General features: G+C 75.8%; 14 protein-coding genes and 1 pseudogene. 10 read left to right on the top strand and 5 right to left on the bottom strand.

The window, feature by feature from the left end; all coding sequences use genetic code 11:
• The first annotated feature begins 38 nt into the window (after positions 1–38).
• The 4 genes from AB0H28_RS09875 (at position 39) to AB0H28_RS09860 (ending at position 3757) form a co-directional block, all read left to right on the top strand.
• A complete protein-coding gene (locus AB0H28_RS09875; RefSeq protein WP_358036500.1) occupies positions 39–1259 on the top strand; it encodes a hypothetical protein in 1221 nt (406 codons plus the stop codon).
• 10 nt (positions 1260–1269) lie between these two features.
• Complete coding sequence (locus tag AB0H28_RS09870; protein WP_358036498.1) at positions 1270–2136, top strand: PHP domain-containing protein; 867 nt, start codon at positions 1270–1272, stop codon at positions 2134–2136.
• 31 nt (positions 2137–2167) lie between these two features.
• On the top strand, positions 2168–2782 hold the full coding sequence (locus tag AB0H28_RS09865) for a MarC family protein (protein ID WP_358036496.1): 615 nt from the start codon (positions 2168–2170) through the stop codon (positions 2780–2782).
• Positions 2783–2911: 129 nt separating this feature from the next.
• The gene (locus tag AB0H28_RS09860; RefSeq protein WP_358036641.1) at positions 2912–3757 is read left to right on the top strand and encodes a PD-(D/E)XK nuclease family protein; all 846 of its coding nucleotides are present in this window, start codon (positions 2912–2914) and stop codon (positions 3755–3757) included.
• A 71-nt stretch (positions 3758–3828) separates the two neighbouring features.
• Here AB0H28_RS09860 and AB0H28_RS09855 read toward each other — a convergent pair whose 3' ends face one another.
• Positions 3829–4680 (bottom strand): oxygenase MpaB family protein, encoded by an 852-nt coding sequence (locus AB0H28_RS09855; RefSeq protein WP_358036494.1) that lies wholly within the window; start codon positions 4678–4680, stop codon positions 3829–3831.
• A 118-nt stretch (positions 4681–4798) separates the two neighbouring features.
• On the opposite strand from AB0H28_RS09855, the gene AB0H28_RS09850 reads away from it, so the two are divergent.
• Positions 4799–5281, top strand: a complete 483-nt coding sequence (locus AB0H28_RS09850; RefSeq protein WP_358036492.1) for a DUF2231 domain-containing protein — start codon at positions 4799–4801, stop codon at positions 5279–5281.
• A gap of 25 nt (positions 5282–5306) precedes the next feature.
• Here the strand turns inward: AB0H28_RS09850 and AB0H28_RS09845 are convergent, their stop codons facing one another.
• The gene (locus AB0H28_RS09845) at positions 5307–6110 is read right to left on the bottom strand and encodes a hypothetical protein (RefSeq protein WP_358036490.1); all 804 of its coding nucleotides are present in this window, start codon (positions 6108–6110) and stop codon (positions 5307–5309) included.
• Between the two features lie 228 nt (positions 6111–6338).
• On the opposite strand from AB0H28_RS09845, the gene AB0H28_RS09840 reads away from it, so the two are divergent.
• The gene (locus AB0H28_RS09840; protein WP_358036639.1) at positions 6339–6521 is read left to right on the top strand and encodes a hypothetical protein; all 183 of its coding nucleotides are present in this window, start codon (positions 6339–6341) and stop codon (positions 6519–6521) included.
• Between the two features lie 16 nt (positions 6522–6537).
• Here the strand turns inward: AB0H28_RS09840 and AB0H28_RS09835 are convergent, their stop codons facing one another.
• Positions 6538–7020, bottom strand: coding sequence for a flagellar biosynthesis protein FlgA (locus tag AB0H28_RS09835; RefSeq protein ID WP_358036488.1), 483 nt, complete (start codon positions 7018–7020; stop codon positions 6538–6540).
• 406 nt (positions 7021–7426) lie between these two features.
• On the opposite strand from AB0H28_RS09835, the gene AB0H28_RS09830 reads away from it, so the two are divergent.
• The gene (locus tag AB0H28_RS09830) at positions 7427–7627 is read left to right on the top strand and encodes a hypothetical protein (protein ID WP_358036649.1); all 201 of its coding nucleotides are present in this window, start codon (positions 7427–7429) and stop codon (positions 7625–7627) included.
• A 14-nt stretch (positions 7628–7641) separates the two neighbouring features.
• Here AB0H28_RS09830 and AB0H28_RS09825 read toward each other — a convergent pair.
• Together AB0H28_RS09825 and AB0H28_RS09820 are read right to left on the bottom strand one after the other, a co-directional pair.
• Positions 7642–7848: pseudogene (locus AB0H28_RS09825) on the bottom strand (FmdB family zinc ribbon protein); the annotation flags it as partial.
• Positions 7845–8492, bottom strand: a complete 648-nt coding sequence (locus tag AB0H28_RS09820) for a 5-formyltetrahydrofolate cyclo-ligase (RefSeq protein WP_358036486.1) — start codon at positions 8490–8492, stop codon at positions 7845–7847. The gene AB0H28_RS09820 and the pseudogene AB0H28_RS09825, both read right to left, overlap by 4 nt.
• Positions 8493–8576: 84 nt before the next feature.
• Here AB0H28_RS09820 and AB0H28_RS09815 point away from each other — a divergent pair, with 84 nt between their 5' ends.
• The 3 genes from AB0H28_RS09815 to glp are packed head-to-tail and all read left to right on the top strand — an operon-like array spanning position 8577 to position 13033.
• Positions 8577–10766: a diguanylate cyclase gene (locus tag AB0H28_RS09815; RefSeq protein ID WP_358036484.1), complete on the top strand. Its 2190-nt coding sequence runs from the start codon at positions 8577–8579 to the stop codon at positions 10764–10766.
• Positions 10767–10775: 9 nt separating this feature from the next.
• Positions 10776–11723, top strand: a complete 948-nt coding sequence (locus AB0H28_RS09810) for a UTP--glucose-1-phosphate uridylyltransferase (RefSeq protein ID WP_358036482.1) — start codon at positions 10776–10778, stop codon at positions 11721–11723.
• Positions 11720–13033, top strand: a complete 1314-nt coding sequence (gene glp, locus AB0H28_RS09805) for a gephyrin-like molybdotransferase Glp (protein WP_358036480.1) — start codon at positions 11720–11722, stop codon at positions 13031–13033. Before AB0H28_RS09810 ends, glp begins: the two co-directional genes overlap by 4 nt.
• Positions 13034–13039: the final 6 nt, after the last annotated feature.

The following is a 13039-nucleotide window of genomic DNA, read 5'->3' as shown; positions in this document are numbered from 1 at the left end:
GTGACAACCGGACGAGCAGCCCGCAGCGTCCACTCCCCGTGGGTGAGGACGAGCTGGAACGGGCGCTGCGGGAAACCTTCTCCCGTCAGGTGGACCGGCCCGGGCCGCGGCGCGCCGATCCGGCCGGCGACGTGCTGCGGCGGGCCCGCCGCGTCGGGCGCCGCCGGGCGCTCACCGGCCTGGCCCTGGCGGCGGTCGCGACGGTGCTCGTCACCACCGGAATGGCGCAGCTCGGCGAGCCAGGCAGGCGCGGTGGCACGCCGACCGTGGTGCTCGGCGACCCGCACGGCCTCTCCTCGTCCCCGCTGCCCACCGCGTCCACCCCGGTGTCCCGGCCCGGCCCGGTCCGGGCCGAACTGGACCTGCTCGTCGGCGACGTGCTCGACACCAGCGGCGGCGAGCGGCGGGAGTTGACCGGGTTGGGTGGCGTCGAACGGGCGCAGCGGATCCACGACCGGGCGGGCTGGCTGTTCACCTCGGCGGTCACCGCCGCCGGCCGTACCCTCTGGTGGGTTTCCGCCACCGACGGTACGCCGCAGGTCATGCTCGCCGCCGCGGACGCCGTCGCGGTCTCCGCGGACGGCCGGCAGGTCGCCTGGCGGGACGGCCCGGACCTGGTCGCCGCCGGGGTGGTCGCCGGCCAGCTCATCGCGCCCAGCCGGGTGACCGCGCCGGCCGGCGTCGTGCCGGTCGGCTTCACCGGCGACGACGTGCTGGTCAGCCAGCCCGACCGGGGTGGCATGAGCGTCTGGCGGCGCGCGCTGGGCGAGCTGCCCGGGCCGGCGAACCCGGCCGTACGCGCCGTCTACGGCACCCGCCCGGACGGTCTGGTGGTCGGCCTGGTCGCCACCGGGCCGGCCCGGCAGCCGTGCCTGGCGCTGCTCGACCCGGCCCGTGACCTCACCCCGACCCGCACCGGCTGCGGCCCCGAGCTGGCCGCCGACGGACTCGGCGCGGTCTCGCCGGACGGGCGTTGGCTGCTCGCGAACGGCGCCGGCCGCACCGCCGTGCTGATCAGCCTGGCCGCCCCGGCCGGCACCACGACGGCCCACCCGGCCGGTCCGCCGCTGGCCGGCCCGGCCGCCTGGACCCGCGCCGGCGCGGCCCTGCACGTGGACGCCGCGGGTGGGCTGGTCCGGGTCAAGCCCGACCGGGTGCTGGCCGGCGAGCGGCCGACCGCGTCGCGGCTGGACGGGGTGCCGCCGGGACAGCGGCCGGTGGTGGTGGCCGACACCCCGGCCGTGCCGGACGGGGCGTAGCGTCGGGCGGGTGAGCGTTTCCGCCCGCATCGACCTGCACACCCACTCCACCGCCAGCGACGGCACGCTCGGTCCGGGCGAGCTGGTCGAGGCCGCCGCCGGCGCCGGGCTCGACGTGGTGGCGCTCACCGACCACGACACCACGGCGGGCTGGGCCACCGCCGTCGCCGCCCTGCCGCCCGGCCTCACCCTGATCCGCGGCGCCGAGCTCTCCTGCCGCTGGTCCGGCGCCGAGCCGGCGATCCCGCTGCACCTGCTCGCGTATCTCTTCGACCCGGACTCGCCGGAGCTGACCGCGGAACTGGCCCGGGTCCGCCGGGCCCGGGAGGTTCGCGGCGAGCGGATCGTCCGGCTGCTCCAGGCCGACGGCATCCCGGTGAGCTGGCCGGAAATCCTGGCCGGCGCGGCCGGCGGCACCGTAGGCCGGCCGCACATCGCGCAGGCGCTGATCCGGGCCGGCCTGGTGGCCACCACCACCGAGGCGTTCGGGCCAAACTGGCTGGGACAGCGGTACCGGCTGCCCAAGGACGACATCGACGTGTTCCGCGCGGTCGAGCTGGTGCGCTCGGCCGGCGGGGTGCCCGTCTTCGCGCACCCCAGGGCCAGCCGGCGTGGCCGGATCGTGCCGGACGAGCTGATCGTCGACCTGGCGGCGGCCGGCCTGGCCGGACTGGAGGCCGACCACGAGGACCACAGCCCGGCCGAGCGGGACCACGTCCGCCGCCTCGCCGCCGAGCTGGGCCTCCTGGTCACCGGCGCGTCGGATTTCCACGGCACGCACAAGACCGTCCGTCTCGGCGCGCACACCACGGGCATCGAGGCATACGAGCGGATCGTCGGGCTGGCCCGGGGGGTGACCCCGGTCGCTTCAGGCTGAAGCGTTCCGGCGGCACGGCTACCGTGTCCGCGTGGATCTCAAGCTCTTCGGCGAGGTCTTCGTGACCCTGCTGGTGATCGTCGACCCGCCCGGAATGATGCCCATCTTCCTCGCGCTCACCGGGCCGCTGCCCGCCCGCGACCGGAATCGGGCCGCCTGGCAGGCCGTGGCGCTGGCGCTCGGGGTCATCGTGATCTTCGCGGTGGCGGGGCGGACGATCCTGGCCTACCTGCACGTCGACCTGCCCGCGCTGCAGGCCGCCGGCGGCCTGCTGCTGGTGCTCGTCGCGCTGGAACTGCTGACCGGAAAGGCGGACGACCCGAGCCAGCAGGTCACCTCCAACATCGCGCTGGTGCCGCTGGGCACCCCGCTGCTGGCCGGGCCCGGCGCGATCGTGGCCACCATGCTCTTCGTGCAGCAGGCCGGCGGCGTCACCGACTATGTGGCGATCGCGCTGGCCATCGTGGCGGTGATGGTCGCGGTCTGGGTGGTGCTGCGCTTCTCCGGCGGGATCGTCAAGGTGCTCCGCCCCGGCGGCATCGAGGTGCTGACCCGGATCGCGGGTCTCCTGCTGGCCGCCATCGCGGTGCAGCTCATCGCCGACGCGATCGCGGCGTTCGTGACCGACTACCTCACCAACGCCTGAGCCGTCCGGCCGGTGTCACAGTCGGATGGCAGGATCCTCTGTGTGCGACGACCCCCACCGACCGGAAGACCCACCGGCCGCGCGCCCCGGCCCCGCGCCGAGCAGGCCGAACAGCTCGGCTTCGAGGGCATGCCCGAGCGGCTGTTCGTCTGCACCCCCAGCAAGCTCGGCGCCTACGCCGACTGCCCCCGGCGCTACCGCTACGCGTACCTGGACCGCCCGGCCCCGCCCAAGGGGCCGCCGTGGGCGCACAACTCGCTCGGCGCCAGTGTGCACACCGCGCTGAAGAACTGGTATGCGCTGGCCCCCGACCGTCGCCGCCCCGAGGCGCTCGCCACGCTGCTCAAGGGCACCTGGGTCCGCGAGGGCTACCGCGACGACGAGCAGGAACGCGACGCCTTCCGGCGGGCACTGGGCTGGCTGGAGTCCTACGTGGCGGGCCTCGACCCGGCCGACGAGCCGATCGGCGTGGAGCGGGTGGTCGCGGTGAAGACCGCCGTGCTGGCGTTCAACGGCCGCACCGACCGGATCGACTCCCGCCCCGGCCCGGACGGCCGGCCCGAGCTGGTCATCGTCGACTACAAGACCGGCCGCGCCGGGCTCGACGCCGACGACGCCCGCGGCTCGCAGGCGCTCGCGCTCTACGCGTACGCGGCGGAGCGGGTGTTCCGCCGGCCGTGCCGCCGGGTCGAGCTGCACCACCTGCCCACCGGCACCGTCGCCGCGCACGAGCACACGCCGGAGTCGCTGCACCGGCAGCTCACCCGTGCCGAGGAGACCGCCCGCGACATCATGACCGCCGAGCGGGCCGTGGCCGACGGCGCCGACCCCGACGACGAGTTCCCCACCGAGCCGGGCCCGCGCTGCGGCTGGTGCGACTACCGGCGCACCTGCCCGGCCGGCGCGCAGGCCCCGGGCAAGGACCCGTGGTCCGCCGTCGAACGCCTCACCGCCCCGGCCGACGACGCCAACTGACGCCCCTCCGGATGCTCACCGGCGAGCGGGAAACCGCACCCGACGTGTCCGGGCCGGGCGGCCCGTCGCGCTCACGCCGCCGCGAGCCGGGCCGCGCGGTCCTTGGCGGCCTGTTGCAGCGGCCCCTCCCGGTAACGCCGGGGCACCGCCGCCAGGGCGAGCCGCAACGCCCGCACGCCCACCTCCGCCGACAGCGCGGTGGTGGGCAGGCCGAGCCCGCCGTACAGCCGCAGCGCCCAGGGCGGCAGCAACCCCAGCGCGGTGCCGGCCACCCCCAGATAAGCCCAGCGCGGCGGGCCGAGGTTCAGGCCCAGCCTCGCCGTCGGGCCGAGCTTCCACGGGATCGGCGGAGCGGTCAGGAACAGCGCGGTCTCGGCCGCCTCCCGGGTCATCCGCAGCTCCGGGCGTACCCCCCGGTAGTAGGCCGCGACCTCGGCGGCGGTGCCCGGCACGTCCGCCGGGTCCAACCCGACCAGGGCGGCCACCCGGCGCTGCTCGGTGTAGTAGCCGTCCACCTCGTCGTCGGTCAGCGCCAGCCCGGCCCGCCGCGCCGTGCTCACGAACGACTCGACCTCGGTGACGTGCACCCACCGCAGCAGGTCCGGCTCGTCGATGCGGAACTCCTCGCCGGTGGCCGGGTCGGTGGCGCGCATCCGGGCGTGCAGCCCACGCAGGCGCCGGCCGGCCGCCTCCGCCTCGGCGGTGGTGCCGTAGATCGTCGTCGCCACGTAGGTCGCCGTCCGGACCAGCCGACCCCAGGCGTCGGCACGGTAGTTGCTGTTCTGCGCCACCCCCGCCATCGCGCGCGGATGCAGCGCCTGCAGGTAGAGCGAGCGCAGGCCGGCGACGATCAGGACCGGTTCCTCGTGCACCTTCCACGTGACCGATCCCGGACCGAACAGGCCGATGTCGTCGGTGTCCACCGGTCAAGAGTGCCACGCCTGGTGAACCGGCACGGTGCGCGCTGCGTGAAAGTCGATGTACGCCACGCCCCGTCGTACGCTGACCGCTCGCGAATCCGTCCACTTGCCGGAGGTGTCGGTGTTCAGGGAAGTCAACGGCCTTCCAGGCCACGTTCTGGTCATCCACGCCGTGGTGGTGCTCGTGCCGCTGCTGGCGCTGCTCACCGTCGCGTACGGGGCGCTGCCCCGCTGGCGGCCCCGACTGGACTGGGCGGTGGTGGCGCTGGCCGTGGTCACCCCGATCATCGCCTGGGTGGCGACGGAGTCCGGCGAGGAACTGGAGGAGGCGCTGGAGTCGCGCGGTTACCCGCCCGAGGGGCTCCAGAAGATCCACGAGCACGCCGAGTACGGCGAGACGCTGCTCTGGTTCACGCTCGGGCTGGCGGTCGTGGCACTCCTGCTGGTGCTCAGCACCAAGGGCTTCGCCCGCACCCGCGACCTGCCCCGGTGGGTGCCCCTGGCGCTCACCGTCGTGACGGTCGTGCTCGCCGTGTTCGCGCTGATCTACGTCTACCTGACCGGCGACAGCGGCGCCAAGATGGTGTGGGACGGCATCGTCTGAGCACGCCTAGGTCGTCCGAGTTCGCCTAGAACAGGATCCGCGAGCAGAGCAGGCACGTCAGGAGCAACAGCACCACACCGACGACCGCCCCGATGCCGTAGGTGAGCTGTTGGGCGCGCTGCTCGGAGTGGTCCATGGCGACCATGTCCTGCGGCGGGAGACGGCGGGGCGGCGGCACCTGCACATGCACCGGCGGTCGCCAGCCGGGCGGGGGCGGTGTGCTGACCGGCGGTCCGGCGTAACCGCCCGGCGCCGGGCCGCCGGAGGGGCCGGTCGGTGCGGGCCACTCGCCGCCGGTCGCGGTCCAGCCCCCGGCCGCAACGGCCGGGTCCGGCCTGGCCCAAGGGCTCGCCGCGACACCCTCCCGTGACCACGGGTTGGCGCCCTCGACCAATCCCGCCCCGGAGGGCTCGGTGGCGCCGGTGTCGGGTGTCCGGGTTTCGTCTGCGCGGGCGCCGGCGGTGCGATGCCAGGGCGCGTCCGAGACGTCGTGCGAGCCGGTTCCGTCGGGACGTTCCGTGCCCTCGTCCGGGTCGATCCCGGCGGGGGTGCTCGTGTCGGTCGGGCCGGTTCCCGTGGTGCTCAGGTCGGCCCGGCCGGCCTTCTCGGGCGACGCCGGACCGGTCGGCCCCGCTTCCACCGAGCGGACGGCGTGGACCGGCCCGGTGTCGGCGCTCGCCTCTCCGGGGCCGCCCTCCGGAGCGCCACCCGCCGAGGCCGCCCGGTCGGCACCGGGTCGGTGCACGTCCGGTGTCCCGTCCGCCGCGGCCGGCTGCTCGGGGCGTCGCCAGATCTCGTCCTCGGAGTTGCCACCGCTCGGCGTCGTCACGTCGACCGACGCTACCAACGCCTCGGCCGGTCGGCCGCCCGACGCGGCGAACGTCGATCCACCGACGGCATCAGATTCGGCAGGCACTCGCGGTGCCGCTCGCCCCGGGGCGCCGGCCCGCCGGACGGTCCGATGCGGTCCGCTGGGCCGACGGTGCGGCGGCGGGAGGCGATCTCGGATCCCCGACGGTCCGAGGGTCGAGGTGGTCGCTCGCCGGCGGTATCGTTGCTGCTCGTGACCGACCCCGGCATCCGGGTCCCGCGCGGCGACGACGACCGCGTGGTCGACCTCAGCGAAGACTTGGTGGTGCTGCCCGAGCAGACCACCGACGACACCGACCGTGGCTGGGGCGAGCGCCCCGGCGGCCACGACGACTGGCTGCTCGCCGAGCGCCCGCCGCACTGGGACTGACCGCCGGCGACCGAGATCATTCGCGTACCACCACGGCGAACCGGCTGCCCTCGGGCAGGCCGACCGCGCGCCGGGCCTGCTCCGGTGGGAGCGCCAGGTAGAGCGCCGAGGACCCGTCGACCGCCCCGGCGGCCCCCACCACGTCGAGCACCAGCGCGCGCGGGGCGAGCAGGCTCGGCTCGGGCGAGCCGCCGGCCGGCACCACCAGCAGATCGACCCGGGCACCCGGGCGCAGCACGGCCAGCGCGGCCGGCTCGGCCAGCCGGATCGGCACGCCGACCGCCCCGGCGGGCAGCGTCGGCGGCTCGGCGGGCCGCGCCGGGTCGGGTGCCGCGGCGTCGCCGGCCGGCGGTGACCCGGGTGGACATCCGGCCGGGGTCTGCAACACCGCCGCGGCCAGCCCCAGCAGCACCGCGACCAGCGTCACCCGCACCAGCGTCCGGCGTCGGGGCAGCCCCCGCCAGCGCACCGGTCGCAACGTCGGCTCCCCACCCGTCACCGCCGGCCTCCCGTCCACCGTCCTGCCGGGCCCGCCCGTCCTGGGCCGTCCGCCAGCAGGCTAGGCGCGCCCGGCCTCTTCGCGTGGTCCCGCCGTCCACCCTGTGGATAACCCGCCGTGCTGTGGACAACCACCTGCCCGGGCAGGCTTCGGCCGCCAGTTCGGGGAGGTGGTGGTGTCCGGGCCTGCCGATGCCGCCACTTCGCCGAGGTGGCGGCCGAGTGATGGGCCCGGCGGCCTGGCCTGGCCCGGCGGCCTGGCCCGGGAGCCGGGAACCGGGGGCCGGGGGAACAGGGGGGCGAGGGACGGGCGGGCGGGTCGGAGGAAGCGCGTGAGCAGTGGCCGCCCCGAGCGGGACGGCCACTGCTCAGCAGTCTGAGATCAGGAAGAGCTGGAGGCCGACGCCTTGCTCGCGGTCGAGCCGGAACCGGACCCGGCCGAGGACGACGACGAGGACGAGGACGACCCCGAGGACGAGGCCGACGACGAGGACGAACCGGACGACGAGGAGTCGGACGAGGACGACGCGGGCGACTCGGACTTGCCCGGCTTGTTCGCGGTGCCGGCGGCGTTGTCGGAACCGGACGAACGGGAGTCCGTGCGGTAGAAGCCGGAGCCCTTGAACACGATGCCTACCGAGTTGAAGAGCTTGCGCAGCCGCCCCTCACATGCGGGACACTCGGTGAGCGGCTGGTCCGAGAAGGACTGCACCGCCTCGAGTTGGTGGCCGCACGCGGTGCAGGCGTACTGGTACGTGGGCACGTTCTCCTCCGGATCTGGCACGGCCGGTCTGGCACTCGTGGTCTTCGAGTGCCAATGGTGCGTCATCGCACCCGCATTCGTCCAGCGGAAGCGCCCGGTCCCACACCCGGCACCGCGACCAGCCCGCCGGCGGGCGTGATCACGCAGTGCACCGGCCGGTCGTGCGGGCCGGCGGGAACGGCCGCGACCAGCTCACCGTCGTGCAGCAGCGCCACGGTCGGCACGGTCGCGGGCACCCGGGCCAGCGCCCGGTCGTACGAGCCGCCGCCCCGGCCCAGCCGGACGCCCCGGCGGTCCACCGCCAGCGCCGGCACCACTACCAGGTCCGCCGCCGCCACGGCGGCCCGCCCCCGCGGCGGCCCGGTCGGCTCGCGCAGCCCCCGGCCGGCGGCCCGCAGCGACTCCCGGCCGGTGTAGGCGGCCCAGTCCAGGTCCAGGTCGTCGCGGAGCACCGGCAGCAGCAACTCCGCGTCGGCGGGCAGCGCGGCCCGCAGCGCGTCCGGCAGGTCGTGCCCACCGGGCTCCGAGGCGACCGGCACGTACGCGGTCATCCGGGCCGGTCGCAGCCGGCGTACCAAAGATGTCAGCTCGGTCTGCACGGACGCCGCCGCCTCGCTCCGGTGGTTCGCGGACAGCGACCGGCGGGCGGCGAGCAGCGCGACGCGCAGCTCCCGCTTCGCCTCGTGTACCTCATCCGAAAAATCCGGCACGCAACACTCCTGACGCAACGCTCGCCGACCGGTCGCTCTGTGTCAGCATCGCATCAAGGGGCGCGGAACTTCCGGGGGGAAGGCTTGACGCTACGCGGGCGCTTGACGGTGGCCTTCCTCGTGGTGGTCCTCGGCCCCGTGCTGCTCGGCGCGGTATTCGTCGGCGCCACCGTGAACGCGGTCGACCGCAGCCGTGCCGCCGAGCGGCTGGGGCTGGCCGCGGCCGGCGTGCGTACCTCGGTCGACGCCCTCTGCCAGCAACTGCGCGCGGCGGCCGACGCGGTCGCGTTGGTCGCCGACCCGGCGGCCCGGTCGCGCGCGGCCGACCAGGTGGTCGGCCGCGGGTTGGCCGCCGCCGTCGTGATCTCCGACCGGACCGGCCGGACCAGCTACGCCACCGCCGGCGGACCGGCCGGCCCCTGGCAGGACTGCGCCGGCGCTCCGGCCGGGCCGGTGGGTGCGCTCGCCGTCCAGGTCCGGCTCCGCGACCCGGCCGGCGCCGACCTCGGCGCGGTCGCCGCGGCGCAGCCCGTCGACCCGGCCTTCGTGGCGCGGCTCGCGGCCGTGACCGGCGTCGGGATCACCCTGCTCGGCGACCCCGGCCGGATCACCCACACGACCGAGGCCCCGGGGGTACGCGCGGCGGTGCTGGGCGCCGCCCGCGAGGTGAGCGGGGACCGGGTGGCCGGGACCGCTGACGGCCGGTACGTGCGCCGGGTCGGGCCGTACCCCGGTCAGCCGCTGCCGCTGGTGCTCTCGGTGCCGGGGCAGCGCCCGCCCGGCCTGTACGGCGCGCTGGTCGCCGCGGTCGGGCTGGCCGCGCTGCTGGCCGTGCTCGCCGCCCGGCGGTTGGCCCGGGTGACCACCCGCCCGCTGGTCGAGCTGGCCGGCGCGGTGGACCGGGTGACGCGCGGCGACCTGGCCGCCCGGGTGCCGGTGCGCAGCCGGGACGAGATCGGGCGGCTGGCCGGCGCGTTCAACCGGATGACCCGGGAGACCGGCAGCTACGTGGCGGCGTTGACCAGCAGCCGCGACCAGCTCCGCAACCACCTGGTGGTGCTCGGCGACACGTTGGCCAGCACGCACGACCTGCAACGCATCCTGCGGGTGATCCTGGACAGCGCGATCGCCGGGACCGGCGCGCGGGCCGGGGCGGTGCTGCTGCTCGACGGCCACGGTGTGCTTGTCGGCCAGTGCGTGGAGGGGCTGGCCGGGCGCTGGCCGACCGAGGACCCGGCCGACCCGGCGACGCTGCGGGTGCCGGTCGGCGCCGGGGTGGTCGGCGCGGTGGCCGCCACCGGGGAGCCGCTGCGCGGCCGGTGGACCGCGCCGGACGCGCCGACCGGCGAGCCGACCTGCGAGACGTACGTGGCGGTGCCGTTCGCCGCGCCCGGCGCGGCCGACGCGCGGGGCCCGGACCGCCCCGGCCATCCGCCGGCCGACGGTGATCCGCCCGCCCCGCCCAGCGCGGCGCTCGGCGTGCTGGCGCTCTACGACCGGCCCGGCGGCGACGAGTTCGACGACGACGACCTGGTCATGCTGCGGACGTTCGCCGGGCACGCGGCGGTGGCGGTGGAGAACGTCCGGGTGCACGAGGAGGCCCAGCGGCTCTCCCTCACCGACCCGTTGACCGGGCTGTGGAACTACCGCTACCTGCGCGAGTCGATCCGGCGGGAGGTGGAGCGGGCCAACCGGTTCGGCCGGATGCTCAGCGTGCTCGCGCTCGACCTGGACCGGTTCAAGGACGTCAACGACACCTGGGGGCACGCCGCCGGCGACGCCGTGCTTGTCGAGTTCGCCCGCCGGGTGCGCGGGGTGATCCGCGAGGTGGACCTGGCGTTCCGGCACGGCGGTGAGGAGTTCGTGGTGCTGCTGCCGGAGACCGACGCGCGGGGCGCCACCATCGTCGCCGAGCGGCTCGGCGCGGTGGTGCGGGACCAGCCGGTGCCGGTCGACGGGCACGGCGACGAGCCGCTGCGGGTGCCGGTCACCGTGTCCATCGGCATCGCCGTCTACCCGGACCACGCCGGCGGCGGTCAGCAGGTGCTCGACGCGGCCGACGACGCGCTCTACGCGGCGAAGGCCGCCGGGCGGGACGGCTACCGGCTGGCGCCCGTCGGCGATCCGGTGCGCACGCAGGAGATTCCGGTGGCGGCGGCCACGGTCAGCCCGCCCGACGGGCTGCCGAGAGCCGGCGCGGCGGACCCGGCCGGCACCGCGCCGGGCGGCGCGTCTTCCGGTCCTCACCCGCCGCGGCAGAGCCGTGGCCGATAGTCTCGCGGCATGTCGGAGCACTCAGCGAACCCCTCAGCGACCTCCGGTCGCTCCCGCGCGGTCAAGGCCGTCATCCCGGCCGCCGGCCTGGCCACCCGGTTCCTGCCGGCCACCAAGGCGGTCCCCAAGGAGTTGCTGCCGGTCGTCGACCGGCCGGTTCTCCAGTACATCGTCGAGGAGGCCACCCAGGCCGGCATCAGCGACGTGCTGCTGATCACCGGGCGGGGCAAGACCTCGATGGTCGACCACTTCGACCGGCGGCCCGACCTGGAGGAACGGCTCGCCAAGAAGCCCGACCTGCTGGCCGCGGTCAAGCGCACCGAGGAGCTGGCGGCCGTCTACACCGTCCGCCAGCCGGAGCAGCTCGGCCTGGGCCACGCCGTCGGCTACGCCGAGTCGCACGTCGGCGACGCGCCCTTCGCGGTGCTGCTCGGCGACGAGTTCGTCAAGCCGTCGGAGCCGCTGCTGCCGGCGATGCTGGAGCTGCAGGCCCGCACCGGTGGGGTGGTGCTCGCGTTCTTCGAGGTCGACCCCGCCGAGACCAGTCGCTACGGCATCGCGTCGGTCGAGCCGGCCGAATCGGAATACGCCGACATCGCCGAGGTCGTCAAGGTCACCGGCATGGTGGAGAAGCCCAGCCCGGAAGAGGCGCCGAGCAACCTGGCCGTCCTCGGCCGGTACGTGCTGCCGGGGCGGATCTTCGACGCGATCCGGCGCACCGAGCCGGGCAGCGGCGGCGAGATCCAGCTCACCGACGCGATGGAGTTGCTGCGCACCGAGGGCGTGCCGGTGCACGCCATCGTCTACCGGGGCACCCGCTACGACACCGGCATGCCGCTCGGCTACCTCCAGACCGTGGTCCAGATCGCCGCCGAGCGCGAGGACCTCGGCGCCGAGTTCCGCAAGTGGCTGGCCGAGTTCGTCGACACCGACGCGTCCGGCGGTGCCGATACATGACCGCGACGGCCGACGCCGAGGCGGCCGCGAACGAGTTGACGCCGCTCGCCGACTACCTGGGCAGTGTGCTGCGCAGGTTACGCGCGCTGCCTCCGCTCGACCTCGACCTGACCCAGGCGTACGGCAACGTGCTCGCCGAGGACGTGGTCGCCCCGCACTCGTTCCCCGCCTTCGACCAGTCGGCGGTGGACGGGTACGCCGCGCGTTGGGAGGACATCTCCGGAGGGAGCCGGGGGCCGGGCTACGTCCCGGCCCCCTCCGGCATGCCCGGCGGGCGCAGCATCCGGCTCAACGTGGTCGGCGACCTGGGGGCGGCGAGCTGGCGGCCGGTCCGGCTCACCCCCGGCGCCTGCTTCTCGGTGGCAGCCGGCGCGCCGCTGCCGATCGGCGCGGACGTGGTCGTCCCGGTGGAGTGGACCGACCAGGGCATGGCCGCGGTGGAGATCTTCCGCGCCCCCAAACGCGGGTACGGCCTGCGCCGCGCCGGCGAGGAACTGGTCGCCGGCACGCTGCTCGCCCGCGCCGGCGCGTACGTCTCGCCGGCCCTGGTCGCGGTGTTCGCCGCCACCGGCATCGGGCACGTGGTGGTGCGGCCCAGCCCGCGGGTGGTCATCGTGGCCACCGGCGACGAACTGGTCGACGTGGGCCGGGGCAGCCAGCCCGGCCAAGTGGTGGACACCAACTCGCACGCGCTGACCGCGGCGGCGGCCGAGGCGGGCGCGCTCGCGTACCGGGTGGGGATCTGCGACGACGACCCGGAGGCGCTGCGCGGCCTGCTGGAGGACCAGACGCTGCGCGCCGACCTGATCATCACGACCGGGGGCACCGGCACCGGCCCGGGCGACATGGTCCGCCGGATCCTGTCCCGCCGCGACGGCGGCCGGGCCGGGCCGGTCACCTTCACAGAGGTGGCCCTCTATCCGGGAACGGCTCTCGGGTTCGGTACGGTCGGCGCCGAGGAGGTGCCGGTGGTGTGTCTTCCCGGTGAGCCCGGCGCGGCGCTGATCGGCTTCGAGGTGCTGGCCCGCCCGGCCATCCAACTGCTGGCCGGCGCCGAGCCGGTGTTCCGGCCGAGTGTGCGAGCGCACCTGCTGGAAACCGTGTCGTCGCCGGTGGGGCTGCGCGAGTTCCGTCCCGCGCACGTGGCCGAACGGCGCGGTGGCGGCTACACCGTGCAGCCCATGGCCGGCGGCCCGTTCACGCTGTCCGGCCTGGCCGACGCGAACGGCCTGCTGGTGCTCGGCGAGCGGGTCACCACCGCCGCCGCCGGCTCCACCGTGGACGTGCTTCTACTGGACCGGCGTCGGTGAGCGCGA

Source organism: Micromonospora sp. NPDC050980, from assembly GCF_040653835.1.
Taxonomy (GTDB): Bacteria; Actinomycetota; Actinomycetes; order Mycobacteriales; family Micromonosporaceae; genus Micromonospora.
Note: the sequence above shows the minus strand (reverse complement) of the source record. Positions and strands in the feature narration are given on the sequence as shown.

Coding starts and splice junctions, on each gene's coding strand:
- AB0H28_RS09810 (WP_358036482.1), top strand. CDS start 10,776: ATGTCGGAGCACTCAGCGAACCCCTCAGCGACCTCCGGTCGCTCCCGC.
- glp (WP_358036480.1), top strand. CDS start 11,720: ATGACCGCGACGGCCGACGCCGAGGCGGCCGCGAACGAGTTGACGCCG.
- AB0H28_RS09860 (WP_358036641.1), top strand. CDS start 2,912: ATGCCCGAGCGGCTGTTCGTCTGCACCCCCAGCAAGCTCGGCGCCTAC.